Source organism: Serratia sp. NPDC078593 (assembly GCF_050268245.1).
In the GTDB taxonomy this organism is placed as follows: Bacteria; Pseudomonadota; Gammaproteobacteria; order Enterobacterales; family Enterobacteriaceae; genus JBNNGK01.
Genome location: NZ_JBNNGK010000019.1, coordinates 1 through 24,373, shown reverse-complemented (window position 1 = coordinate 24,373; position 24,373 = coordinate 1). Strand labels below are relative to the sequence as shown.

General features: G+C 52.0%; 19 protein-coding genes, 2 tRNA genes and 4 pseudogenes. 11 read left to right on the top strand and 14 right to left on the bottom strand.

The window, feature by feature from the left end:
* Window positions 1–48: 48 nt before the first annotated feature.
* From ACQKDS_RS17350 to hpxZ, 4 genes are read left to right on the top strand one after another with little or no spacing between them, the layout of a single operon-like run.
* Window positions 49–1,635, top strand: coding sequence for a gamma-glutamyltransferase family protein (locus tag ACQKDS_RS17350; protein WP_399671660.1), 1,587 nt, complete (start codon window positions 49–51; stop codon window positions 1,633–1,635).
* A gap of 58 nt (window positions 1,636–1,693) precedes the next feature.
* The gene (gene hpxX / locus ACQKDS_RS17345; RefSeq protein WP_399671657.1) at window positions 1,694–1,885 is read left to right on the top strand and encodes an oxalurate catabolism protein HpxX; all 192 of its coding nucleotides are present in this window, start codon (window positions 1,694–1,696) and stop codon (window positions 1,883–1,885) included.
* Window positions 1,882–3,297: an AtzE family amidohydrolase gene (locus ACQKDS_RS17340; RefSeq protein ID WP_399671654.1), complete on the top strand. Its 1,416-nt coding sequence runs from the start codon at window positions 1,882–1,884 to the stop codon at window positions 3,295–3,297. Before hpxX ends, ACQKDS_RS17340 begins: the two co-directional genes overlap by 4 nt.
* Window positions 3,287–3,670 carry an oxalurate catabolism protein HpxZ gene (hpxZ, locus tag ACQKDS_RS17335; RefSeq protein WP_399671651.1) on the top strand — a complete coding sequence of 128 codons (384 nt, stop codon included), beginning with the start codon at window positions 3,287–3,289 and terminating at the stop codon, window positions 3,668–3,670. Before ACQKDS_RS17340 ends, hpxZ begins: the two co-directional genes overlap by 11 nt.
* A 73-nt stretch (window positions 3,671–3,743) precedes the next feature.
* Here the strand turns inward: hpxZ and ACQKDS_RS17330 are convergent, their stop codons facing one another.
* Entirely contained in the window at window positions 3,744–4,622 is an 879-nt protein-coding gene (locus ACQKDS_RS17330) for a siderophore-interacting protein (RefSeq protein ID WP_399671648.1), read from the bottom strand.
* A gap of 46 nt (window positions 4,623–4,668) precedes the next feature.
* Window positions 4,669–4,821, bottom strand: a pseudogene (locus ACQKDS_RS17325) (MFS transporter); the annotation flags it as partial.
* A 295-nt stretch (window positions 4,822–5,116) separates the two neighbouring features.
* Between ACQKDS_RS17325 and ACQKDS_RS17320 the strand changes: the two are divergent.
* Window positions 5,117–5,441, top strand: a pseudogene (locus tag ACQKDS_RS17320) (lysine 6-monooxygenase); the annotation flags it as partial.
* A 48-nt stretch (window positions 5,442–5,489) separates the two neighbouring features.
* A complete protein-coding gene (locus tag ACQKDS_RS17315; protein WP_399671645.1) occupies window positions 5,490–7,691 on the top strand; it encodes a TonB-dependent siderophore receptor in 2,202 nt (733 codons plus the stop codon).
* A 77-nt stretch (window positions 7,692–7,768) separates the two neighbouring features.
* On the opposite strand, the gene puuE is transcribed toward ACQKDS_RS17315, so the two are convergent.
* Both puuE and ACQKDS_RS17305 read right to left on the bottom strand, forming a co-directional pair.
* On the bottom strand, window positions 7,769–8,707 hold the full coding sequence (puuE, locus tag ACQKDS_RS17310; protein WP_399671642.1) for an allantoinase PuuE: 939 nt from the start codon (window positions 8,705–8,707) through the stop codon (window positions 7,769–7,771).
* Window positions 8,708–8,719: 12 nt separating this feature from the next.
* A complete protein-coding gene (locus ACQKDS_RS17305) occupies window positions 8,720–9,457 on the bottom strand; it encodes an aspartate/glutamate racemase family protein (RefSeq protein WP_399671997.1) in 738 nt (245 codons plus the stop codon).
* Between the two features lie 312 nt (window positions 9,458–9,769).
* Here ACQKDS_RS17305 and ACQKDS_RS17300 point away from each other — a divergent pair.
* Window positions 9,770–11,194 (top strand): annotated as a pseudogene (locus ACQKDS_RS17300) (NCS1 family nucleobase:cation symporter-1); the annotation flags it as partial.
* A gap of 226 nt (window positions 11,195–11,420) precedes the next feature.
* On the opposite strand, the gene ACQKDS_RS17295 reads toward ACQKDS_RS17300, so the two are convergent.
* The 6 genes from ACQKDS_RS17295 to dnaQ form a co-directional block, all read right to left on the bottom strand.
* Entirely contained in the window at window positions 11,421–12,758 is a 1,338-nt protein-coding gene (locus ACQKDS_RS17295) for an amino acid permease (RefSeq protein ID WP_399671639.1), read from the bottom strand.
* Window positions 12,759–12,870: 112 nt separating this feature from the next.
* Complete coding sequence (locus tag ACQKDS_RS17290) at window positions 12,871–15,180, bottom strand: Orn/Lys/Arg decarboxylase N-terminal domain-containing protein (RefSeq protein WP_399671636.1); 2,310 nt, start codon at window positions 15,178–15,180, stop codon at window positions 12,871–12,873.
* A 166-nt stretch (window positions 15,181–15,346) separates the two neighbouring features.
* Window positions 15,347–15,592, bottom strand: a complete 246-nt coding sequence (locus tag ACQKDS_RS17285; RefSeq protein ID WP_399671633.1) for a helix-turn-helix transcriptional regulator — start codon at window positions 15,590–15,592, stop codon at window positions 15,347–15,349.
* A 29-nt stretch (window positions 15,593–15,621) separates the two neighbouring features.
* On the bottom strand, window positions 15,622–16,047 hold the full coding sequence (locus ACQKDS_RS17280; RefSeq protein ID WP_399671630.1) for a PAS domain-containing protein: 426 nt from the start codon (window positions 16,045–16,047) through the stop codon (window positions 15,622–15,624).
* Between the two features lie 825 nt (window positions 16,048–16,872).
* Window positions 16,873–16,949, bottom strand: a tRNA-Asp gene (locus ACQKDS_RS17275).
* A 155-nt stretch (window positions 16,950–17,104) separates the two neighbouring features.
* The gene (dnaQ, locus tag ACQKDS_RS17270; protein WP_399671626.1) at window positions 17,105–17,842 is read right to left on the bottom strand and encodes a DNA polymerase III subunit epsilon; all 738 of its coding nucleotides are present in this window, start codon (window positions 17,840–17,842) and stop codon (window positions 17,105–17,107) included.
* A gap of 72 nt (window positions 17,843–17,914) precedes the next feature.
* Between dnaQ and rnhA the strand changes: the two genes are divergently transcribed.
* A complete protein-coding gene (gene rnhA / locus ACQKDS_RS17265) occupies window positions 17,915–18,382 on the top strand; it encodes a ribonuclease HI (RefSeq protein ID WP_399671623.1) in 468 nt (155 codons plus the stop codon).
* 19 nt (window positions 18,383–18,401) lie between these two features.
* Here rnhA and ACQKDS_RS17260 read toward each other — a convergent pair whose 3' ends face one another.
* Entirely contained in the window at window positions 18,402–19,121 is a 720-nt protein-coding gene (locus tag ACQKDS_RS17260) for a class I SAM-dependent methyltransferase (RefSeq protein WP_399671620.1), read from the bottom strand.
* 157 nt (window positions 19,122–19,278) lie between these two features.
* On the opposite strand from ACQKDS_RS17260, the gene gloB reads away from it, so the two are divergent.
* Together gloB and mltD are read left to right on the top strand one after the other, a co-directional pair.
* A complete protein-coding gene (gene gloB / locus ACQKDS_RS17255; RefSeq protein WP_399671617.1) occupies window positions 19,279–20,034 on the top strand; it encodes a hydroxyacylglutathione hydrolase in 756 nt (251 codons plus the stop codon).
* A gap of 74 nt (window positions 20,035–20,108) precedes the next feature.
* Window positions 20,109–21,497 (top strand): murein transglycosylase D, encoded by a 1,389-nt coding sequence (gene mltD / locus ACQKDS_RS17250; RefSeq protein ID WP_399671614.1) that lies wholly within the window; start codon window positions 20,109–20,111, stop codon window positions 21,495–21,497.
* Window positions 21,498–21,548: 51 nt separating this feature from the next.
* Here mltD and ACQKDS_RS17245 read toward each other — a convergent pair whose 3' ends face one another.
* A complete protein-coding gene (locus tag ACQKDS_RS17245) occupies window positions 21,549–22,343 on the bottom strand; it encodes an endonuclease/exonuclease/phosphatase family protein (protein WP_399671611.1) in 795 nt (264 codons plus the stop codon).
* A gap of 425 nt (window positions 22,344–22,768) precedes the next feature.
* Window positions 22,769–23,118: pseudogene (locus ACQKDS_RS17240) on the bottom strand (MFS transporter); the annotation flags it as partial.
* A 105-nt stretch (window positions 23,119–23,223) separates the two neighbouring features.
* Here ACQKDS_RS17240 and yafC point away from each other — a divergent pair.
* Window positions 23,224–24,111 carry a DNA-binding transcriptional regulator YafC gene (gene yafC / locus ACQKDS_RS17235; RefSeq protein WP_399671608.1) on the top strand — a complete coding sequence of 296 codons (888 nt, stop codon included), beginning with the start codon at window positions 23,224–23,226 and terminating at the stop codon, window positions 24,109–24,111.
* Window positions 24,112–24,285: 174 nt separating this feature from the next.
* Here yafC and ACQKDS_RS17230 read toward each other — a convergent pair.
* Window positions 24,286–24,362: transfer RNA gene (locus ACQKDS_RS17230), tRNA-Asp, on the bottom strand.
* Window positions 24,363–24,373 lie beyond the last annotated feature (11 nt).

The window sequence follows — 24,373 nt, the reverse complement described above, 5'->3', positions numbered from 1 at the left end:
AACGACTCTTGCTTGGTTCACCCATGCCATCCATCACAGGGTCAACAGATGATAAACAGCAATAGTGCACCACTCGGTATGGCGGTCACGCCACATCACCTCGCCAGCGAAAGTGCATTGGCGGTGCTACGTGCAGGCGGCAACGCCATCGAAGCGATGGTCGCCGCCGCCGCGTCTATCGCCGTGGTCTATCCGCACATGAATGGCCTCGGCGGCGATGGCTTTTGGCTGATCGTTCCGCCAGAGGGCGATCCGGTCGCTATCGATGCCAGCGGTGCGGCGGGAACGCGGGCAACATTGGATTTTTACGCCGGTGAACGCCACATCCCACACCGCGGGGCCAAAGCCGCGCTGACCGTCGCCGGGACGGTGGGCGGCTGGCAGGAGGCCTTGGCCTATTCTGCCGAACTGGGCGGCGAGCCCATGCCGGTGCCGCGCCTGTTGGCCGACGCCATTCGTTATGCCGCCGATGGCATTCCGGTGACCGCTTCCCAAGAGGCTGCCACCCGCAGCAAATATCACGAATTGGCTGACTATCAACATTTTGCTCATATCTATTTACCACGCGGGGAAATTCCCCGCAGCGGTCAGCGCTTCTGTCAGCCACAGTTAGCCAATACCTTAATTACCTTGGCAGAAGACGGATTGGACAGTTTTTATCGCGGTGCGCTGGCGCAGCGTATGGCGGCGGATATGGCGCTCTTAGGCATGCCGATCACCGCGCAAGACCTGGCTGATTACCGACCGCGCCGCCGAACGCCACTGCGATTGGCTCATCAGCAAGGCGAGCTCTTTAACCTAACGCCGCCGACGCAGGGGCTGGTTTCACTGGCGATTCTCGGCCTTACCGATCGCTTGCCGCTGGCAAAACAGAGCGAAGGTGCCACGGTGCACAGCATTGTCGAGGCCACCAAACTGGCGTTTGGTTTGCGCGATCGTTACCTCACCGATCCCAAACACATGACGCAGGATCCGCAGGCGCTGCTGGCTGATGCACATCTCGATCGATTGGCGCAACGCATCGACAGCGACTGTGCCGCCGACTGGGGGAGCGGTAAAGGACCGGGCGATACCGTATGGATGGGCGTGATGGACAGCAGCGGATTAGCGGTGTCATTCATTCAGAGCATTTATCACGAATTTGGCAGCGGCGTGGTACTGCCCAGCAGCGGTGTCCTGTGGCAAAACCGGGGGGCGTCATTCAGCCTTGATCCCGAGCATTTGCTGGCGCTGGCGCCGGGTAAACAGCCTTTTCATACCCTCAACCCGGCTGCCGCCCGGCTGTACGATGGCCGCACGATGGTATATGGCGCCATGGGCGGCGACGGCCAACCGCAGACCCAAGCGGCGGTGTTTATCCGCCATGTGGTACAGGGAATGCCGTTACAACAGGCGATCAGCGCGCCGCGCTGGCTGCTCGGCCGCACTTGGGGCGAAAGCTCCGACGCGTTGAAACTGGAGGGCCGTTTCAGCGCGGAGACCCTCGCCTATCTGCGGCAACGCGGTCATGCGGTTGAACTGTTAGCGGATTTCAGCGAGGCGGTCGGCCATGCCGGTGCGATCGTTCGCCACACCAATGGCATGTTGGAAGGCGCGTTTGATCCGCGCAGTAATGGCAGCGCCGCGGGTTTTTAAACCAGCGCCGCAGCCGCGGCGTTCACCACCTTACGCTTTAACTTATCGAGGAGTCGCGATGAATAACCCTTTTGCTGTCGACTGGGCAGACTATATCCACCAAATGGAGGCGCTGTTAGCGCTGGAACTGGATGAGGCACGACGTCAGGAACTGCAAGTACAGCTCACCCGTATTGCCGCATTGGCAGCACCGCTGATGGCCCTGCCGCTCGATCAACGCCTGGAGATCGCCGGGGTGTATCACGCATGAATCCGTTAAGCCACTGGTCGATCGCGCAGATCCACAGCGCACTGCGGCAAGGCACCCTTTCCGCGCGCGACATCGCTCAGCAAACGCTACAGCAGATTGACGCGCTTAATCCGCAGTTGAACGCCTATACCCACATCACCCGCCAACGCATGTTGAGCGAAGCCGATCGACTCGATCGTGCCCGCGCCGCCGGTCAGCCTTTACCCAGTCTGGCGGCGATTCCTTACGCGGTGAAAAACCTGTTTGACGTCGCGGGGGAAACCACGCTGGCGGGAGCCAGCTTGTTCAGTGATAACGCCGCGGCGCGTGACGATGCCTGGGTGATTCAACGGTTAGCGGCACAAGGTGCATTGCTGTCCGGCATGGTGAATATGGACGCCTATGCCTATGGTTTCACCACCGAAAACAGCCATTACGGGGCAACGCGTAACCCACACGATCCCACACGTATCGCGGGCGGATCTTCAGGCGGTTCTGCGGCAGCAGTCGCGGCCGGGTTGGTGCATTTCTCATTAGGCAGCGACACCAATGGATCGATCCGCGTCCCCGCTTCGCTATGCGGTATTTTTGGGCTAAAACCGACATTCGGTCGACTTTCACGCAGCGGCAGCCAGCCATTTGTTGCCAGTCTGGACCATATCGGCCCGTTTGCCCGGCGGGTGACGGATTTAGCAACGGTGTATGATGCCATGCAAGGGACAGATGTGACCGACCGCTTTCAAGCCGATAAGCCCATCACCCAAACCACATCGCTGCTACCACGCGGCCAGCAAGGGCTGCGCTGTGCGGTACTCGGTGGGTACTTTCAACAGTGGTGTCATGATGAGGCTAGCGCCGCGGTACAGCAAGCCGCACAGGCGCTGGAAGCCAGCGAGGAAGTAACGCTGCCGCAGGCAGAGCTGGCGCGTTCGGCGGCGTTCATCATCAGTGCGGCCGAAGGCGGCAATGCCTATCTGCCTTACCTGCGTCAGACACCGCAGCGCTTTGAACCCCACTCACGCGAACGCCTGTTAGCCGGAGCCATGCTACCGGCTGCGTGGTATCTGCAAGCACAGCGCTTCCGCGCGCACATGCAGCAGCAGACGCTGACGTTGTTTGAACAGTGGGACATTCTGATCGCCCCCGCGACACCGTGCAGCGCCACGCCAATCGGGCAAGATAACCTGCGGCTTAACGGTGTCGATTTACCGCTCCGCGCCAGTATGGGTCTGTTGACGCAGCCCATTTCCTTCCTTGGTTTGCCGGTGGTCACCGTACCGCTACAAACCACCCGCGGCCTGCCGATTGGCCTGCAATTGATCGCCCCGCCGTGGCGCGAAGATCTGGCATTGCGCGCTGCTTATGCATTGGAACAACGCGGCATTGCCCGCTGCTGTTTACCTGAACCACCGGAGAAAAAAAATGAAAAATGAAGCGATCGATCGCCCTGCCGTGGTAGCCGAAGTCAGCGCCGCGTTTTCTCGCTACGAACACGCGCTGATCGGCAACGAGATTGAGGAGTTGGATAGATTATTTTGGCACGATGCGCGTACCGTACGCTTCGGCGCAACCGAAAACCTGTATGGTATCGAGCAGATTCGTGACTTTCGCCTGCAACGTGCCGCCATCGGGCTAGAACGCCAACTGCATAACACCGTGATTACCGCTTACGGCGATGACATGGCCGTGGTCAGCACCGAATTTCGTCGCAAGGGCAGCGAGCGTGTTGGCCGCCAAATGCAAACCTGGGTCAAACTGCCGTGTGGCTGGCGTATTGTGGCGGCACACGTCAGTGTGATGGCGTAACGCCGTTGGATCAACCATGATGATCGCACCGCCTTACCGCGGCCGGTGCGCCATCCCCCCGCGTCCCCGGAGGTTAACACCAGTAAGCCATAAAATTAACGGCTGAACGATCCAGTTCGCATTCGCCAATCAAATAACGACGCAGCGCTTTCACGGTGGAAGATTCTGCCGCTACCCAGGCATAGAAACCGCGGGCGCCTTCCGCTCGTTCCCACAGCACGTCCCCCGACAAACTCTTTTCCGTCAGCGATTGTGACGGTGTGCGCGCCGATGCCGGAATAGCCACCCGCTGTCGTACCGCTTCCACCAGCAGGGTACCGTGCAAGTGTTGCTGGCCGACGTCACGCGGCAGCCAAAATACCTCGGCAAACGGGAACTGCGCCATATTGAGACAATCACCCGCCACCGGCACTTCAAAAAAAGCCTGTACCCGCGGCGGTTCGGCTCGCTGTGCTAACTGTTCCAGAATCCCCATCGCCGCTGGCACGGCGGTTTCATCGGCAATCAGCAGTGCCTGTTGCATCTGCGCGGGCGGTGCCCATTCATAACCGCCACTGTCACCGGCAAAATCAGCGTTGGGCGCTACCGCCTGAATCACATCGCCCGGCTGCGACTGCAAGGCCCAGCGCGACGCCGGGCCATTCACCCCGTGCAACACGAACTCCACGTCCATCTCAAGCTGCTCGCAGCGCAGCGCCCGCAGGGTATAAGTACGCATCACTGGCCGTTGCAGTTTGGGGATCGCCATGTATTGACGATACCAGTCGTCGCTGTTTTTCAACTGCGGCAGGTGCCCCTCGTCGCTGGCAAACAACAGCTTAATCCGCTGATCCGGCGCTTCCAGTTTCATCCGGCTCACCTGCTCGCCACTGAACACGCAACGCATCAGCGACGGTGAAATCAGTCGTTTTTCTTTCAGCGTAAGATCAAAAATTCGATAGCCTGCTGACATCTCAAGACTTCTCCTGCGTATCCAAAATGGTACGTTGGCACTACAGCCAAACGCTCACGCCTCCCAACAGGAGGGCCATCACCCAGGCCGCCACCAGCAAACCGTTTTGTCCAATGCCTAACAAACCGGCGCAGAAGGCTAACGGTAAGCTTGAAGGAGACGCATTCTCATTATAGGGAGTTTTAGGTTGAAGCAACATAGGCATGAAAGGAAAAGTAACCGTTAATAAACTGAGTAAGTAATGTGTGATTTATTGAATAATCGTATCTAGTTATTATTGATAATGTTAACAAGTATTGATATAAGAATCATTCTCAATTGAATTAGGCACCATGACCAATCCGTTTGCAACCGCAAAAACCGATGCGGCTGCACAATGTTTTCTCAACGCATTGATGCGTGCAACCCGAGACTGGCAGGCAAACGGGTGACCGTGGTGGGAAGAGGGCAAAGCGGTGCCGATTTGTGTTTGAATATTTTCCGCGCTGAATGGGGGCAACCGATACCAGTTAGTGACCCACCCTCATCTCGATCAGGGTAAAGAAACCTTCGACATTGTGTGACGCCAGACTTCGCGCTTGGCTGGGACGGTCCGGCAGACACCTGCCTGTTTGCCGTCAATGCTGGTATGCACAGCCACGGTATCGCCGAACCCCATCTGAGCCTGATGGCTTGGCGAGCGGCACGGATCCTTAACCGAGCCTTAGGACGTGACCCATTCGATTTAACGTCCCCCCATCGGTGATCCAATGGCGTAGTCAGCAATCCGCTGCGCCAACCCGCGCAGAGCAGTCTATGCTGAATTGCTCAGAATTCTGAACGTGATTTTTTGACACATACCAACCATGGGAAATACTGGGAATAACGATGAAACGCAAACACCTCTGGGTAGTGAATCCTTGCCTGCTGGCTATGCTTGCCCCTGCGGCTTGGGCAGAACAACAAAAAAATGAAGACCAGCTGATCGTCTCAGCCAGCCGTGCACACCGCAGCGTGGCGGAAATGGCGCAAACCACGTGGGTTATCGAGAGCCAAGAGATCGAACAGCAGGTTCAGGGCGGCAAAGAGATCAAAGAGATCCTGGCGCAACTGATCCCCGGCATGGACGTAAGCAGCCAAGGCCGTACCAACTACGGCATGAATATGCGTGGCCGATCGATGTTGGTGATGATTGACGGCGTGCGTCAGAACTCATCGCGCACCGACAGCCGTCAGTTGGATTCCATCGATCCGTTTAACATCGATCACATTGAAGTGATCTCCGGTTCGACCTCACTGTTTGGCGGCGGCAGCACCGGCGGTTTGATCAATATCGTCACCAAAAAAGGCCACCAAGAGAAACAGGTTGAGCTGCAAATCGGCGGTAAAACCGGCTTCAACAGCCGTAACGACCACGATGAAAACGTGGCGGCGGCGATCAGCGGCGGTACCGATCACGCCTCGGGCCGTCTGTCGGTGTCTTATCAGCGCTATGGCGGCTGGTATGACGGCAAAGGCAAGGAAGTGCTGATCGATAACACCCAAACCGGTCTGCAATATTCCGACCGGCTCGACGTGATGGGCACCGGCAGCATCAACATCGACGAGCACCAGCAGTTGCAACTGACGACGCAGTATTACAAGAGCCAGTCTGACGGCAAGCATGGCCTGTACCTCGGCGAGAACTTCTCGGCGGTAACCGGTGCCGGTAAGGCATCCAACAGCGGCGATCTGAACTCCGATCGGGTGCCCGGCACCGAACGTCATCTGATCAACCTGCAATACTCCAACACCGATTTCTGGGGACAGGATTTGGTGGCACAGGTGTATTACCGTGATGAGTCACTGACATTCTATCCGTTCCCGACCTTAAGTAAGGACAGACTCTCCGTCGCCAGCATTGGCGCATCGCAGCAGAAAACCGATTTCTACGGCGGCAAACTGACGCTAAACAGCAAACCGATCGACAGCCTGACGCTGACTTACGGCGTTGACGCCGAACATGAAAGCTTCAACGCTAACCAGCAGTTCTTCAATTTGGCCAAAGCGCAGCAGTCCGGCGGTATGACGTTGGAAAACGCCTATAACGTTGGCCGTTATCCCGGCTATACCACCACCAACCTGGCTCCGTTCTTACAGGCCAACTACGACATTAACCCGATCTTCTCCCTGAGCGGCGGCGTTCGCTATCAGTACACCCAAAACAAGGTAGAGGATTTTGTCGGTTACGCTCAACAGCAGAACATCGCCAACGGGCTGGCCAATTCCGCCGATGCGGTACCGGGTGGTAAAACCAGTTATAACAACGCGCTGTTCAATGCCGGTTTGTTGGCACACCTGACCGAACGGCAACAGGCGTGGTTTAACTTCTCGCAAGGCTTCGAGATCCCGGATTTAGCGAAATATTACGGCTCCGGTAACTATAAATTGGTCAACGGCCATTACCAGTTGCAAAACAGCGTCAACGTGAACGATTCCAAACTGGATGGTATTAAGGTCAACGCTTACGAATTGGGTTGGCGTTATACCGGCGATAATCTGCGTACCCAAATCGCAGCCTATTACTCGCTGTCAGACAAAACCATCGTGATCGATAAGAGCGATATGACCATCAACCTTGAATCCGACAAACGCCGTATTTACGGTGTAGAAGGTGCGGTTGATTACTTCTTTGACGACAGCGAATGGAGCACCGGCGCGACCTTCAATCTGATCAAGTCGCAGACCAAGGCAGACGGCAAGTGGGAAAAACTGACCGTTGATACCGCCAGCCCGTCAAAAGCCACGGCCTACGTCGCTTGGGCACCGGGCGACTGGAACCTGCGTATGCAATCGCAGCAGACCTTCGATGTCTCGGACGCCAAAGGGAGAAAGCTCGACGGCTACAACACCATCGACTTCCTGGGCAGCTACGCATTACCGGTCGGTAAAGTCAGCTTCAGCGTCGAAAACGTGCTGGATAAAAACTACACCACCGTGTGGGGACAACGTGCACCGATCCTTTACAGCCCCACTTACGGTTCATCTGAACTGTACAGCTATAAAGGCCGCGGCCGTACCTTTGGTCTGAACTATTCCGTCTTGTTCTAACGCCGGCGTCACGGGGCGTAGCCTATTACGCCCCGATTTGCATGCCGTTAGCGAGTGGCGAAAGGAGCCGCCAAGGGTTACGTGTGATACGGGTGATGCGTCGCCCAATGCTCGGCCAGATCCTGCCGACGGCACACCCAGACGCGCTCGTGCTGCTGGATATAATCCAGAAAACGTTGCAGCGCGCGGAACTTGCCCGGACGCCCCAGCAAGCGGCAATGCATCCCCACCGACATCATTTTTGGCGACGTTTCCCCCTCCTGATACAACACGTCAAAGCTGTCTTTTAAATAGGTAAAAAATTGCTCACCGGTATTGAAGCCCTGCGGTGAAGCAAAACGCATATCGTTGGCCTCAAGGGTATACGGCACCACCAGATGGGGTTTCTTGCTGCCATCGCGGCAGGTGACTACAGTCCAAAATGGCAAATCGTCACCGTAGTAATCGCTGTCATATAAAAATCCGCCCTGCTCAACCACCAAACGGCGCGTATGCGGGCTGTCACGGCCGGTATACCAGCCCAATGGCGTCTGGCCGAACAGATCGCGCAGCACCGTTATCGCCTGTTGCATATGCTGCCGCTCGGTGGCTTCATCCATCTGTTGATAGGGGATCCAGCGCCAGCCGTGGCTAACTACATCATAATTGGCATCTTTGATCGCCTGCACCACCTGCGGATTGCGTGCCAATGCCATCGCCACGCCGAAAATGGTCAGCGGCAGGCCGCGACGCTGAAACTCTTGATGAATACGCCAAAAGCCAGCGCGCGAACCGTATTCGTACAAGGATTCCATCGACATATGGCGGTCAGGGTAGCTGGCAGCACCGATAATATCCGACAAAAACTGTTCGGAACCGGCATCGCCGTGCAGTACGTTATTTTCCGCGCCCTCTTCATAGTTCAAGACAAACTGCACCGCGATACGCGCCTGTCCCGGCCAGTTTGCCTGTGGCGGTTTGCCGCCGTATCCCACTAAGTCACGGGGGTAAGGGTGATTAAGCTCGTCTTGATTCATTTTCCTGTTCCGTCAATTAAATTCGCTGAAAACGCCCGTCAGACGTTTGGCTCGAGGGAAGTCCAAATCGCCGTGCTTACTGGTGCCCAATCCCAAACCGTGCAACGACTCGACCATTTTTACCGCCGCGCTGACGCCATCAATCACCGGAAGCCCCAGTTCCTGCGTCAGCTCATGAGCCAAATCAGCCATGCCCGCGCAACCCAGTACGATCGCCCCGCAGCCGTCCTGTTGCTTCGATCGCCAGCATTGCTCACGGACTTTACGCTGCGCCATACCGCTGCCGTCCTCCAACGCCAGTACCGGTAAATCAATGGCATGCAGTGCGGCGCAGTGGCGTTCAAAACCGTACTGTTGCACTAAATGGCGAGCGATGACCCGCGTACGCGGCAAGGTGGTGACGATAGAAAAACGCGTCGCCACCAGCGTGGCGACATGCATCGCCGCTTCGGCAATCCCTATCACCGGCGCGCGGGCGAGTTCACGCGCTGCCAGCAATCCTGGATCGCCAAAACAGGCAATAATATGGCCATCTACCGCCGCCTCGCGCCCCTGTTTTATCCGTTGTAAGACGCCGATGGCGGCGATCGCTTCATCAAAGTGCCCTTCGATGGAAGGCGCACCTTGCGATGAACAGACCGCGATGATGTCGGTAGCGGGTGCCGCCACCGCGCGCGCCGCAGCGGCGATCGTTTCCGTCATCGTCTGGCTGGTATTGGGGTTAATCAGTTGAATGTTCATTGTGCTTATCCGCTCCTTCAGCCCTATATCTACCTTTCGCACTTTCTGTGCGCATCGGCTGCACTACAGTAATGCGCTGTTTTCCCGCGTTGTGGCGTAATGCCAACCGCGTACTGGCGGGTTATCCGTGACCATCACTGCCATGGCACAGTGCGACACCACGCTATCACCCCCGCTACGTACGCCGTTCTCACCCCAGGCCTACGCACCGAGCGCGGCAAATAATCTCGCAACAACGTTCACCTTGGTCTGGATCCTGCAAAGGCACTCTCACATCACGTCGAGAAAACCGATCGCCGGCCATAGAGAGGAGCACGATTTATGCCAAGCCTAAAGGATGACTACAGTCCCAAGTTGTGTAACGAAGATCTGGCGCCAACGCGCGACCAAAATTGGAGCTGGTACAACATTTTTTCTTTCTGGATGTCAGACGTGCATAGCATGGGGGGCTACGTCGTCGCAGCCAGCTTCTTTACCCTCGGGCTAGCCAGTTGGCAGGTGTTGGTTTGTCTGTTGCTGGGTATTTGCATCGTCCAGCTTTGCGCCAATCTGGTGGCTAAACCGAGCCAGATGGCTGGCGTTCCCTACGCGGTGATTTGCCGCCAGGCATTCGGCGTATTTGGTGCTAATATTCCAGCGGTGATTCGTGGGCTGATCGCCTTTGCCTGGTACGGTATCCAAACCTATCTGGCGGCCAATGCATTGATGTTGGTGTTGTTAAAATTCTACCCCGCGCTGACACCGCTGACGCAGCCGCATTGGCTGGGGCTTTCCGCGCTGGGCTGGATATGCTTTGGCATCATGTGGCTATTACAAGCCATGGTGTTTTGGCATGGTATGAACGCCATCAAGCGCTTTATTGATGTCGCCGGCCCCGCCGTCTATGTGGTGATGCTGGCACTGGCCGGGTGGATTGTTTACCAAACCGGGCTGGAAAATATTTCCTTTACCTTAGGCAGTAAATCACTCAGCCCCTCAGAGCAAGGCTGGCAGATGCTCACCGCAACCGCGCTGGTCGTTTCCTATTTCTCAGGCCCTCTGCTCAACTTCGGGGATTTTTCACGCTACGGTAAGAGTATGCAGGCGATCCGTCGGGGAAACCGTTGGGGACTGCCGTTTAACTTCCTGCTGTTTTCGCTGGTCACCGTGGTGATTGTCTCCGGTACGCAGTCGCTATTCGGTCAGATGATTACCGATCCGATTGAAACCGTTACCCGCGTCGGTAACAGCGTGGCGGTCGCTATCGGGCTGTTGACGATGATTACCGCCACCATCGGTATTAATATCGTCGCCAACTTTGTTTCACCCGCGTTCGATTTTTCCAATTGTTCACCGCAACATATCAGTTTCCGCACCGGCGGCATGATCGCTGCTATCGGTTCAGTGTTACTGACGCCGTGGAACCTGTTTCAGTCACCGGAGTTGATCCATTACACACTGGATGTGCTGGGCGCATTTGTTGGCCCACTGTTCGGTATTTTAATCGTAGATTTCTATCTGATTAAACGCGGGCAAATCTATGTCGACGATCTGTTTAACGCCACGCCAAAGGGTCGTTATTGGTATCACAACGGCTTTAACCCAAAAGCGATTATGGCATTGCTGCCGTCGGTAGCCGTTGGCTTGATCATCAGCTTTACCCCAAGTCTGCATGAGATTGCCAGTTTCAGCTGGTTTATCGGCGTAGCATTGGGCGGTGGTTGTTATCGTTACATCGCACGTGGCGAACAGGCGGCCAATCACGCCATTATATCTACCCGCCATACTTCACGTTGCATGTGTGTTGGCTGCGCTCGTTCACCCGAATCACTGACCCGTGTAAGCTCGTCGGGATTCACTGCCTTGCCGCCTTCCTACAACGCAAATTATTTAGGGTGTATGCAGGAGGAAAGGCGCAAAGAATAGTGGCAATCAATAAAGCCCGGGAACCCTCAGTTCCGGGGCTTTTATTCAACACGCTAGGTAGACACGCTTATTCTGGGTCATCCAGATAAAGCGTTTTTCTGCCTTGTTTTTGTCGATTAGCCGCAACCAGCGCATACAGCGGAATAGTCAGCATCATCATTAATACTCCCCAGAACATCGCATTGGTCCCGGAGCCAAATAGCGCAAACAAGCTGAACGCCACGCCAATGACGGAAAGTAAGCAATAGAAGATAAAACTGCCGCCCTTATTGAGCGATTTGGCGACCATAATAATGGGTAAGGCGACTAAGGCATAAAGATAAGGCAGCAGCGAGGCAAAGACCGACATCAAGACGATAATCTGAAACTGGCTGGCCAAATCCGGCGAAGCGGTGGTCAATAACACGAGCGACATCAATACGCCGGTGAAAATTAGCCCCTTCATCGGCACATCATTTTTATTCACCTGCGCAAAGAATTTCGGGAATAACCCTTCTGATGCGCCCGCGCGGGGGGCTTCCGATTGTAAAATGAGCCAGCCGGAAATGGAGCCAAAGCAGGCAATAATGCTCATAGCAGAAACCACTTCCCCCGCAATCGATCCAAACATAAATTTGGCCGCATCGGCAAACGGGGCTGCCGATCCCACTAACTCCTCGTGCGGAACCAGGCCCATAATCACGGTGCAACTACTGACATAACACACGGCCGCAATTAATAGCCCCATCACGGTTGCTTTTGGCACGGTCGATTCCGGGTTTTCTACCTGACCAGACGACACTACGGCAGATTCCACCCCCAAGAATCCCCATAATGCCAACGAGGCCGCAGAGAAAATAGCAGAGGTATCACTGCCTTTGGTGCCGTTATACACCTCAGTGAACAACGCCGGTTTAAACCAAAACCAGCCAATAAAGCCGATCCCCAATACCACCACTAACATGCAACTGGCCGTAAACGATTGTGAACGACCGGCAACATTAGACCCCAACGACGCTAATCCGATAAATCCCCAGAGAATAACAATCGCCGTAATTGAACTTACCAAGGGATCTTTCAGAACCGGGAAAAAGTAACTCAGATAGCCGACGCCCGCGACGAGTAGTGCAACGTTACCTACCCAGGCGCTAATCCAATAACAGATCGTTGATTGGAAACCGATGAAGGGGCCAAATGCATCGCTGGCATAGGCAATAATGCCGCCATCACGCGGCGTGATCATGCTGTTTTTCGCAAAGACCAGTGCCAGTGCAATAACCCCGACAATAGTAATAACCCAGCCAAACAGGGAAATATAACCAATATTAGCCAGGTTGGTTGGCAACATAAAAACGCCTGACCCCATCATATTCGATGCGGTAACTAGCGTTAGGGCAACCAACCCCATTTTTTTTACTGAAGCCATTAGATAGGATTCCTATGAAATACCAGTCTAACCAATAAATGGGTGCAGAAAGACACCCAAATTTATTGGATATACGACAGTGATAAGGCCGTTAATTAAAATCGCCGGTTGATTAACGGTGATTTATCCCGGATTTCTCTTTTATGCAGCGAATGCGATAGGTGCCGGTCGCATCAATTTCCACCCCTTGCAGTTCGTGCTCAAAGCCAGGAAAACGACGACCAAACTCTTGCAGCGCCTGCAAATAGTCAATAATGGCCTGCGCATCCTCATTGATAACCTCACCCGGCATGATCAGTGGAATACCCGGTGGATAAGGTGTCACCATCACACCAACAATACGATTTTTTATCTGGCTCACCTCAACCAGCTCGGTATTATCCTCAACCAGACACTCGTAAGCCTGTGACGGCGTCATCACTGGCATCGCATTAATTGAACAGGCACGATCGGATAAACCGGCAATATCCATTTCGTAATTAGCCTGATGTATTTCGCGGCATAGATCGGCAAGCCCCATATTTTTATAGCAACTCGCCCCCAACGCGATGGCAGGCAATACTTCTTTTAACGGCGTATTACGATCGTGATGACGTTTAAATATCATCAATAAATCAATCAACGTATTCCATTTCCCTTGCGTCGAACCCAGCGCAAATAAGATCAAGATATTATAATCGCCATTTCTGGCAGGAATAATACGCTGCGTATCGAGATATTTAGACACTACCGGGGCAGGGATGCCAAAATCCATCATCTCTCCTTGTGCATTCAAACCCGGACACAGAATCGTGACCTTAATCGGATCGAGCATTGCGTACCCTTCTGGCGTCTCGCCAAAACCGTGCCAACTGTCACCCGATTTCAGCGTCCAATACGTCGCATCGCTTGCCAGAATATCGTTAGAAACGTTAATAAAAGGGATGAGTTTATCGTTATGCCGCACGTTTTCCGGTTGCCAGATGGTGAAAAACCAGTCTGTTGGCTTATCTTGCTTCAGTTTGTTTTCCAGCATCACCAAGGTTTTTCGAAAGTTGATGGCATCATCGATAGCCCCTTCGATCAACGTCCTTCCCGCAGGGCCGTCCATCATCGCGGTGGCGACATCCATTGAGGCAATGATTGGATAAAATGGCGAGGTGGTGCCATGCATCATAAATGACTGATTGAATACCTCGTAATTCACCGGAGCACGCGCTGAACTACGAACGTGAATCATAGAGGCGGAGGAGAATGCCGCTAACATCTTGTGCGTTGACTGTACCGCGTACAACGTCGGTTGCTCAGGGCCGCCCGGCATATCCATCGCAAAACGATCGCGGTAGAGAGGATGGAATTTTGCGTAAGCGTACCAGGCTTCGTCGAATTTTATTCGTGGGGTAGAAAGCCCGAGTCTTTCGGTCACGCTTTTGACATCATAAATCAGACCATCGTAGGTACAGTTGGTGATGATGGCATATTCAGGCGCGGCGCTTTTCGCCCGGCTGGCAATGGCACTCGCATTAATGCTTTTACGTATCGCTTCAGGCTCAAATTGATCGGGTGAGATCAAACCAATAATGCCAAAACCGTTGCGCGCGGGTCTGAAATAAACCGGATACGCTTCTGTCACGGTCAGCTCATGATTCACCGATTTATGGCAATTACGATCGACCAATACGATCTTGCCTTTTAGCGGCAGCGAATGCCCGACGATTTGATTAGACTGCGAAGAACCGCCAATCACATAGAAAGTTCGGTCAGCGCCAAATATGCGCGCCGCCTGCTTTTCTGACTCCCCGGGAACGCCTTTATGTTCCAGCCAGTCGCCCATTTCTGGGGTAGCGATACCGATATCGGCACGCATGATATTTTCACCAAAAAAATTAAGGAACTCGCGACCCACGGGATGTTTTAAATAGGCCACTCCGCCTTGATGACCCGGACAGTCCCAGTAATAAGGGCTATCAGAAGCGTAATTTTTCAGCGCATTAAAATAAGGGGGCAGCAGATTTTCTATGTATTGGTGCATGGCCAAATGAATTCGCCCGGCAATAAATTTTGGCGTATCCTCATTGACATTAATATATTCATGAATTTCTTTAATCACTTCCATCGGCAGACGGCCAAGTATCGGTCTTGGCGATGAGATAAAAATAGGTAATGAATTATTTCTACAACGAATGGCTTTAATAATGTCACAAATGTACAAGTTACTATTATCGACTTTCAGATCGTCGAACTCATTGATAATCACACAGCCAATACCGACCTCTTTTTTTAACAGACCGACTGCTTGTTCAATTTCTTCTACATGCAAGAAGCAGTAATCATGCTTAGCCAGCTCTTGGGTTATCATGGTTAACGGATTTTCTATTTTAACCACGTCATCATTAATAGAGATGATCACAATAGGAAAATTATGATTATTAATATAACTCATCACGCTACCTCGACTTGATTCCATTAAAGAGGGTATCCCTCTTTCCCTTCTTAGTGCTTGATAAAACACTATGAAACGAGGGTAACGTAAAGCCGTGTGGACTGAACTGTACTAAAAGTACAGTTTTTATCATGATCAGAAGAAAGTAGAACGGCCTGCCCGCGTATTAACGCGATGGGGTTTTTATAATATACATGGGACTCACCACCCCGGTTGGAAGATAAAACTGCCATCCCTGACTGTAGGCGAAGCGCGTAAAATCATCCGTGTTATTACATTGCGTTTTTTGAAATATATTCGTTTTGTGAAACTTCACCGTTCTTAATGAACGATTTAATTTTTGTGCGATTCGCTTTTCCGAGTAACCTTGTATGATAAATATTGCAACATGCCATTCTTTATCACTGAGCAACTCGGTTGGTTTTTGACAGGTGATATTCCCTAAAGAGCCGCCCGGAAAAAAAAAGCGGTGGTGATGGCTAATACCGGTTGCACATGGCTAATCACACCTTGAACCTCTGCATTACGATTAAACAATGGGCTACGCTCACATAAGAATGGCATGGTTTCTTTTCTTTCATTAGGAGGGAAAATACCAATAGCCGTGATGCTCATTTCCGTTTTCATCACCATGCTATCATGGAGCGCTATCTGCTGGCAGAAAGAACTCTTCCAGGTAACACCGCTACTTTCATGCCGTCGCGCAATATTTTTATATCCTTTATTAATGTAAATTATATTACCTTGACAATTTTTAACACACCATGCTTCGCTACTCATCTCCCAAGAAACCAGCATTTCCATAGGAATCGATATCGCTAGATTTTTTACCTGATGGTATAAATCCTCTAGATTTATATTTGGCATGATCACCTGTGATTATAACTACTCTTTTACGTAGTTAAACCTACTCTTTTCATTTTTATTGCTTTTCTCTTTTCATGCCTTTTGGCATAAGAAATAACCCAATTAAACACAATGGTTATATTTAACAAATTGAGTGCTATTTATTAATAAATAAAAATTTTTAGTAAAATAATGACTATTTAGTTAATGACTATAAGCAATAACATCGGCAGTTGTGGCATAAGCCAAGTTTAAAAATCTAAAGCAGGATAGGAAGAGAAATGCATAGGTCGCGTGCAGTTGAGTTTATCTATCGTGGCTCGGTCATTTCTAGCACCCCGGTAGCTTGCTCAGAGAATAACAACGAATCGAGGAACACAAATCATTGCCCTACGCAAAAATCAAAAGTCCGTTTGCGACGAAACAAGCCCGTAGCGATTGAGTAAATGATTAAATATCCACCGTAATCGGTTAATTTTCGTCTCGCGCCGAGGCGCGAGTGTTACCCATTACTCTCCTTTGCCGGTACGCGCCCCCATGGCGCTAGGAGGCTCTTACTGCGGGCACCGTGCGTTTCGGCCCACAGCAGTTTAACCAACTGCTCGACAACAGTCTTCACCTGATGGAGTGCGACGATATGGGTTTTCTTTCCCCCTTGCCCGCGCTTTGACAGATGTCGACAGGGAACGCGATAAGCGCTGTTTCGTTCGGACATGAAGGCGGGATAGGCGGGATAGGCGGGATAAAAACCATTATTGAGGACTGTGGAGCAGAATGATGGGCAAGAAAAGTGCCTCAATCACAATAGAAAAAGGGCCATGTTAATAATAACATGGCCCTGAATTTTGGCGGAACGGACGGGGCTCGAACCCGCGACCCCCTGCGTGACAGGCAGGTATTCTAACCAACTGAACTACCGCTCCGCGCCGTTCCCTCTTACGGGGGAACGAGGCGAATATTACGGGCGAGTTGAGGTTCCGTCAATGTCTTTTTCTGAATACATTATCCGTTTGCGCAGTTTTTCATCGAATAAAACAACCCCGTGATTTAACAGCGCTTTTTTTAGTCAATAAACGCCTCAGTCCACACGCCATAGGCAATTACCACCTCCTTTCTTCGCGACCAAATCGAGCCGCGATTCATGCGCCATGCATTCTTCATCACTGGCATAAATGACTTTCATCGCGGTTGCCGGACGTTTGATGCGTTGTATATCCTGCGCTGAGTCAGTTTGCTGGCTATCCCCTTCCATTTGGAACGCCATTGCCGTCTGGCCTCCGGTCATCGCCAGATAGACTTCCGCTAGAATCTCAGCATCGAGCAATGCGCCGTGCAGCGTACGTTTACTGTTGTCGATCTCGTATCGGCTGCACAAGGCATCAAGATTATTACGTTTACCCGGGAATAAACGCCGTGCCAGCATTAAGCTATCGGTGATTGCGCAGAAGGTTTCCGTTTTCGGGATGTCCTGCTGCAACATGCGGAATTCATGATCCATAAAGCCGATATCGAACGCCGCATTGTGAATAACTAATTCGCCGCCACGGATAAACTCAATGAACTCATCGGCAATCTGATCAAATGTCGGCTTATCTGCCAGAAATTCATCGCTGATGCCGTGGACGCCGTAGGCCTCGGGATCCACCAGCCGATCCGGTTTAACGTAAACGTGATAGTGACGCCCGGTTAGGCGACGGTTGATCACTTCCACCGCCCCGATTTCAATAATGCGGTGGCCTTCGTAGTGAACCCCGAGCTTATTCATACCGGTAGTTTCGGTATCGAGAACGATTTGTCTGGTTGGTGTGGTGATCATATAGCTGTGCTCATAGCGCCCATTTATGTCAGACTTGGCTTTTATAAAACTGATAGGACGAGTCTACCAGAGATGCTCAAACAGGTAGAGATTTTCACCGATGGTTCCTGCCTTGGCAATCCCGGCCCGGGGGGTTACGGCGCAATTTTACGCTATAAACAGGTTGAAAAAACCTTCAGCGCGGGTTATTTCCTCACCACCAATAACCGTATGGAGCTGATGGCGGCTATCGTCGCGCTGGAGGCACTCACTGCACCGTGCAATGTGGTACTCAGCACCGACAGCCAGTATGTCCGCCAAGGCATCACCAGTTGGATCCATAACTGGAAGAAGCGCGGTTGGAAAACCGCCGACAAAAAACCGGTTAAGAACGTTGATTTGTGGCAACGGTTAGATTTGGCCATTGCTCGCCACACTGTTCGTTGGGAATGGGTCAAGGGGCATGCCGGGCACCCGGAAAATGAGCGCTGCGATGTGTTAGCGCGTGAAGCCGCTGGCAACCCGACGCAGGAAGACAACGGCTACAAACCGGAACCTTAAACTTCAAGCGGCCATCGCGTTAAGGCGGCGAACGATAACTTTTCGTCGCCCCTACCGCACGGCTGATTGCCGGTTTTCGCGCCCCCAACTTCATTGGCGTTGGCGTCAGAGGAAGCGTCCGCTTACGCGCTACAATCACACTCATACAACCTAGCGCGGGCAGATGTGTACTCAGGAACGCCCCGCCTCGCCGATGCCATGGCAATACATGGAAACGGGTTTGATACAACACTTCATAATTCAACAAACTGAGCCAGTCTAATAGGCGCATTTGGCTGAACATCCTGCTAGCAAAAGGCTGACGTTGGCGTAAACCGGGAATTAATTTGCCGATACCCAACACGCTAAACGGGTTAAACGCGCTGAGCACCAGCCAACCGTCATCGATCAGAATACGATCGACTTCGCGCAGCATCTGGTGCGGATCTTCCGCATAGGAGAGCGTATGGGCCAACAGGCAGGCATCTACCGATTTATTTGCGAATGGCAATTGGTAAGCATCGGCGATCACTTGCAGATTCTCACCGCTTAACCCCACATTAACCTGGTGAGAGATCGCACATTTATCGGTCGCCAGACCGGCACTTAGGTTACCCATTTTTAACAGGTGAAAACCAAACAGCTTGGGCCACCAAGGCTGCAACTGCCGCTCAAGCGCAGCGCGATAGTATTCCCCCCACGGCAACTCGGCCCAAGACTGTGGACGGGTAAGCTTTTGTAGAATATGGGCTGGTTTCATGATGTATTATCTTCTGTACCCAGTGGATTTTACATGACAGCTAAGCAGCCAGTTCGTCATTCGCCCGGCGCTTACTGCGGTATGCGAGCGCAGTCAATAACACTGCAGTGTGAAAGACGACGGGTATTAACAAACCGTTGCCAACGAGAGGTATCTCATGAATCTTATCAGCATTCCCGCCTTCCAGGACAATTACATTTGGTTATTGGATGACCAGCAAGGCCACTGCGTGATTGTCGATCCCGGCGATGCCCAACCCACACTGGAAGCGTTACAGCGACTTAACCTTACGCCCACCGCGATATTGTTAACCCATCATCATCACGATCATGTCGGCGGTGTCGCACAAATTGTGGCGCAATACCCTGCTTTAGCGGTTTATGGCCCACGCGAAACCGTTAATAAAGGGGCGACAATAATCGTAAACGACGGTGATGTGATCAACATTAACGGCAGCACCTACCAGATCATTGCCGTTCCCGGCCATACGTTGGGTCACGTTGCGTTCTACAGTGCCCCTTATTTGTTCTGTGGCGATACACTTTTCTCCGCCGGATGTGGTCGTTTATTTGAAGGGACTGCCGAGCAAATGTATCGTTCATTTCAACAAATTTCGCAACTTCCCGATAACACCTTAATCTGCTGCGCGCATGAATATACTGTTTCAAATCTTGAGTTTGCACGGACTATTTTGCCGGAAGATCGACAAATTGAAACATATCAACAACACGTTGCTGTATTAAGGGCAAAACACCAACCCAGCGTGCCCACTTCCCTGCATTTAGAGCGTGAAATTAATCTTTTTTTACGTTGCGATGACATTGATTTACAAAAGAAATTAGGATTTAACTCACCCCCAGAACAACTTCACTCGGTATTTTCCGAATTGCGCCGGCGCAAAGATGGCTTTTAAAGCTTTTAGTTGTGTTATTGGCTTAAGCAAAGTATGATCGCTCGTCTTTTAACCAACTACATTGACACAAACACATGAAGGCTAAAGCGATATTTCTCGCCTCAGTCTTGCTTGTCGGGTGCCAGGCGTCCAAGCAGGACGTACTCTCACCAGAGCAGCATGCGCAGAGTTTGTCTTCGGCAGGTCAAGAAAGTGAAGCAGGAAAGTACACAACAAATGGTCGAGCGAGTTCGGCGCGGTGGTTGGATAACAACAGCACCGCGCAACAGCAAGACTTGTGGAACTTCATTAGCGACGAGCTGAAGATGAAGGTTCCGGAAAACTCCCGGATCCGTGAACAAAAAAGAAAGTACCTAAAAAGTAAGAGCTATCTCCACGATGTAACATTACGGGCTGAGCCGTATATGTACTGGATAGTCGAGCAGATTAAGAAACGCGATATGCCGATGGAACTGGTACTGCTACCCATAGTGGAGAGCGCTTTTAACCCGCACGCTACATCAAGTGCCAATGCCGCAGGGCTATGGCAGATTATGCCGAGAACGGGTCGCAATTACGGTTTGAAAAACAACCAGTGGTATGATGGGCGCCGTGATGTCGTGGCTTCGACCAGAGCCGCGCTTGATATGTTGCAGTATCTGAACCGTATGTTTGACGGCGACTGGTTATTGACCGTAGCCGCTTATAACAGTGGCGAAGGCCGCGTGATGAAAGCGGTGAAGGCCAATAAACGTCAGGGTAAGCCGACTAATTTTTGGGCATTGTCGCTTCCACGTGAAACGTCAATCTATGTTCCGAAAATGCTGGCTCTGAGCGATATCATTAAGCACAGTAAAAAGTACGGCGTTCGTCTGCCTAAATCAGATGAAAAGCGTGCGCTGGCTCGTATTGATGTTGGTCAACAGATACAGCTAACTCAGGCGGCTGAAATGGCCGGGCTCTCATTAACCAAAATGAAAGCGTTCAACCCTGGGTATAAAAAAGGCGTGACGGCACCGAACGGGCCTCACTATATTATGGTGCCGAAAAGCCGCGCCAGCCAGTTGAAAGACTCACTGGCCGATGGCCAGATCGCGGTGACTCAACCCACGGCACAGTTAGCCAAAAATAGTGGGCTAACTGGCGGCAGTACCTATAAAGTGCGCTCCGGCGACACGTTATCAGGCATTGCCCAGCGGTTGAATATTAGCACCAATGACTTGAAAAATTGGAACAACCTGCGAACCAAGAGCACCATCAAAGTGGGGCAAACCTTGCAGGTAGCCAACAATACCAGTAACAACAGCAGCATCACCTACCGCGTGCGTAAAGGTGATTCGCTTTCCAGTATTGCACATCGTCACGGCGTCAATATTAATGACGTGATGCGTTGGAACTCTACCCTTGGCAGCAAGAACAACAGCCTGCAGCCAGGCTTGAAATTGACGCTGTTTGTGGACAAAAAGTCTTCGCCAGAGACCTAATCGTCTAGCATGTAAAAAGCACCCTTCCGGGTGCTTTTTTGTTGTCTGCATTTACCTGCGTGGTTGATTGCTTTCGGGATAAAACTCTACCAACAGCGGGTTATGATCCGATGCCTGCGTAACCAGTACAGAGGCCTCCACCACGCTAAGATCACGATAAAATACGAAATCCAACGGGCGTCCAAATGCCTTGCGACGGTAATCATCAGTAAAGTTCACCTCACGCAACGTCATATCGCTGGCAAACTGATACAGCGCATTAATGCGCTTACGGCTCCAAGCATTAAAATCCCCCGCCATAATCACCGGCCCTCTGTGGTTGGCTATCTGCTCACCAATCGGCCCAAGTTGTTTACTATAAACATCGACGCCAAGGCTAAAATTCACCGCGTGGATATTCACCACCATTAATAACTGGTCGTTATAAAGGGGGTAAACGGTGATCAGAGCTGATTTTGCCAAACGCAACAACGGCTCGCGTTCGCGTAATGGACAACAGTAAACCGGGTGGGCAGCCGCCAATGTCATCACGCCAGAAGGATGTTGTGGTAATGCAAAAGCGGGCACCTGATCGGCTGCCAAATAGTGTGACGTCGCAAAACGGATCAGTTCCGGCGTGGTTTGCGCTTCTTGCAGCAGTACCAACTGGGCATCTTTACCAAAGCTTTTCAGCACCGAAAGCCAATCCGCTCGTTGCTGTTTGAATATATTCCACACCATCACCCGCAACGCCCCCGTAGAGGGCAACGCAGCCCCCAGCGGTAACGGTTGGTTAACAGCACCAGGGAAAACTCGCTCAACTGGCTGGCCTGCAACATACCTCATTGCATAAGTTCGTTTCGGCACGCTATTCGCCTATTTCCCATTGGATGAAATGGCAGAAATATTCCCGCCATCAATGTATTGATTATACGCCTACCTACAGTAACCGTAAGGCTTTTACGGGTCATAACTTCTTTGTTATAAGGGCGCAGAGCGGCAAATTCAATTGATACCGCATATGTACGTATAAAGGTTAGCGACAAACTATCAGAAATGCGAAAAGGCTCGCCTTTAACGAGCCCGAGGAAAAGATGAAGTAGCGATTAGAGGGTTTGTGGGCAATATATTTTGTCAAGCCGGCCACAATACCAAGGCCATGGTAACGATAGCAGCCCCAATCCACGGTGTTTGCGCGAGCCCCAGCGTCGGCACCGTTTGGCCTCCGACCACAGACCCCAAAGCAATACCAACGTTAAAGGCAGCAATGTTGAGGCCAGAAGCGACATCCACCACAAGACTTGCCGCAATAGTCGTGCGGACAGAAAAGAAAACGCCGTGCGTCAGACCCATCAACAGACGAGCCATCACCAGCGTTTCATAGTTGGGTGATTGCCAAGCGACAATATGCCGACGGTAAATAATGCCATCAATCCTACCAGCACGTTTTTACGCGGAATTCGCCCGGTTAAAGCGGTAAGAACTGGCGCGCCAATAGCGCCCCCAATGGCATAAATCATCCAGTTGAAGACACGGTTACCGCCAGTTGCTGCGCAATGGTGGGGATCAAGCCAACAATCACGAATTCTGTGGTGCCGATGGCAAACGCGCTAATAGTCAGCGCAAGGAGAGCAAGTGGCATAGTGAGGCTCCAAATAGCATTCAAGTTGATAGCGGCTATTATCAGCCTGTGTTTAAATGATAAAAATGCTCAAAGTCTCAAATAAATTTTGCCAATGGAGCAACAATGAAAGCCAATTCGGATGAACTGGTCACCTTCGTAGCGGTGGTGGAAAACGGTAGCTTTAGCCGCGCCGCAGAACGTCTGGAACAGGCGAATTCAGTCGTCAGCCGGACGGTGAAAAAGCTGGAGAATAAACTCGGCGTCACGCTACTTAACCGTACGACACGGCAAATCAGCCTGACGCAAGAAGGTGAGAGTTATTTTCGGCAGGTACAAAAGGTATTGAATGATATGGCTGCGGCAGAAAATACACTGATGGAGAGCCGCCAACAGCCGCAGGGTTTACTGCGAATTGATGCCGCGACGCCGGTGGTGCTACACGTCCTGACGCCGTTGGTGGCCGAATTCCGTGCTCTGTATCCCGCGATGTCGTTGTCGCTGGTATCGTCAGAAACCTTTATCAATCTGATTGAGCGTAAAGTGGATATCGCCATTCGTATCGGTGAGTTAACCGATTCCAGCCTGAAAGCGCGTAAACTGATGACCAGTTACCGTAAAGTATTGGCTTCTCCGGCTTACCTACAGCAGTTCGGCACACCGCAAACGGTTGAGGAATTGGAGCAGCATTGCTGTATTGGTTTTAATGATTTGGTAGCCTTGAACCGTTGGCCGCTGACGTGCGCTGATGGCCGCCAATTAGAGATAGCCCCGACATTGACCAGTAACAGCGGTGAAACCCATCGCCATTTGTGCCTGCGCGGCAATGGCATCGCCTGTTTGTCGGATTTTATGATTGGTGAAGATGTGAAGCGCGGGGATTTAGTGCCTATTTTGCAGGAACAAACGTTACCACTCCCGATGCCAATGAATGCCGTGTATTACAGCGACAGTGCCGTCAGTAATCGCCTGCGTAGCTTTATTGATTTTGTCAGCGAACGGTTCTCAACATAAGGCTTATGGGGCCGGTATACCCATCCGGCTCGAAGTTAACATTGTCACTGAACGATTACCATCGCGTGCTCGTACTGCGATCTTCATCATCTCATGCGTGCTCACATGATTTCTTAATATATTTTTTGCATATGAAAAAGCCCTGAGTCATAAACTCAGGGCTTTTCAAATAAGTGGCGGAACGGACGGGGCTCGAACCCGCGACCCCCTGCGTGACAGGCAGGTATTCTAACCAACTGAACTACCGCTCCACCGATTCTGT

Bases quoted from the DNA above. Each gene is read 5' to 3' on its own strand.
- ACQKDS_RS17350 (WP_399671660.1), top strand. From the start codon at position 49: ATGATAAACAGCAATAGTGCACCACTCGGTATGGCGGTCACGCCACAT.
- hpxX (WP_399671657.1), top strand. From the start codon at position 1,694: ATGAATAACCCTTTTGCTGTCGACTGGGCAGACTATATCCACCAAATG.
- ACQKDS_RS17340 (WP_399671654.1), top strand. From the start codon at position 1,882: ATGAATCCGTTAAGCCACTGGTCGATCGCGCAGATCCACAGCGCACTG.
- hpxZ (WP_399671651.1), top strand. From the start codon at position 3,287: ATGAAAAATGAAGCGATCGATCGCCCTGCCGTGGTAGCCGAAGTCAGC.
- ACQKDS_RS17330 (WP_399671648.1), bottom strand. From the start codon at position 4,622: ATGTCAGCAGGCTATCGAATTTTTGATCTTACGCTGAAAGAAAAACGA.
- ACQKDS_RS17315 (WP_399671645.1), top strand. From the start codon at position 5,490: ATGAAACGCAAACACCTCTGGGTAGTGAATCCTTGCCTGCTGGCTATG.
- puuE (WP_399671642.1), bottom strand. From the start codon at position 8,707: ATGAATCAAGACGAGCTTAATCACCCTTACCCCCGTGACTTAGTGGGA.
- ACQKDS_RS17295 (WP_399671639.1), bottom strand. From the start codon at position 12,758: ATGGCTTCAGTAAAAAAAATGGGGTTGGTTGCCCTAACGCTAGTTACC.
- ACQKDS_RS17290 (WP_399671636.1), bottom strand. From the start codon at position 15,180: ATGAGTTATATTAATAATCATAATTTTCCTATTGTGATCATCTCTATT.
- ACQKDS_RS17280 (WP_399671630.1), bottom strand. From the start codon at position 16,047: ATGCCAAATATAAATCTAGAGGATTTATACCATCAGGTAAAAAATCTA.
- dnaQ (WP_399671626.1), bottom strand. From the start codon at position 17,842: ATGATCACCACACCAACCAGACAAATCGTTCTCGATACCGAAACTACC.
- rnhA (WP_399671623.1), top strand. From the start codon at position 17,915: ATGCTCAAACAGGTAGAGATTTTCACCGATGGTTCCTGCCTTGGCAAT.
- ACQKDS_RS17260 (WP_399671620.1), bottom strand. From the start codon at position 19,121: ATGAAACCAGCCCATATTCTACAAAAGCTTACCCGTCCACAGTCTTGG.
- gloB (WP_399671617.1), top strand. From the start codon at position 19,279: ATGAATCTTATCAGCATTCCCGCCTTCCAGGACAATTACATTTGGTTA.
- mltD (WP_399671614.1), top strand. From the start codon at position 20,109: ATGAAGGCTAAAGCGATATTTCTCGCCTCAGTCTTGCTTGTCGGGTGC.
- yafC (WP_399671608.1), top strand. From the start codon at position 23,224: ATGAAAGCCAATTCGGATGAACTGGTCACCTTCGTAGCGGTGGTGGAA.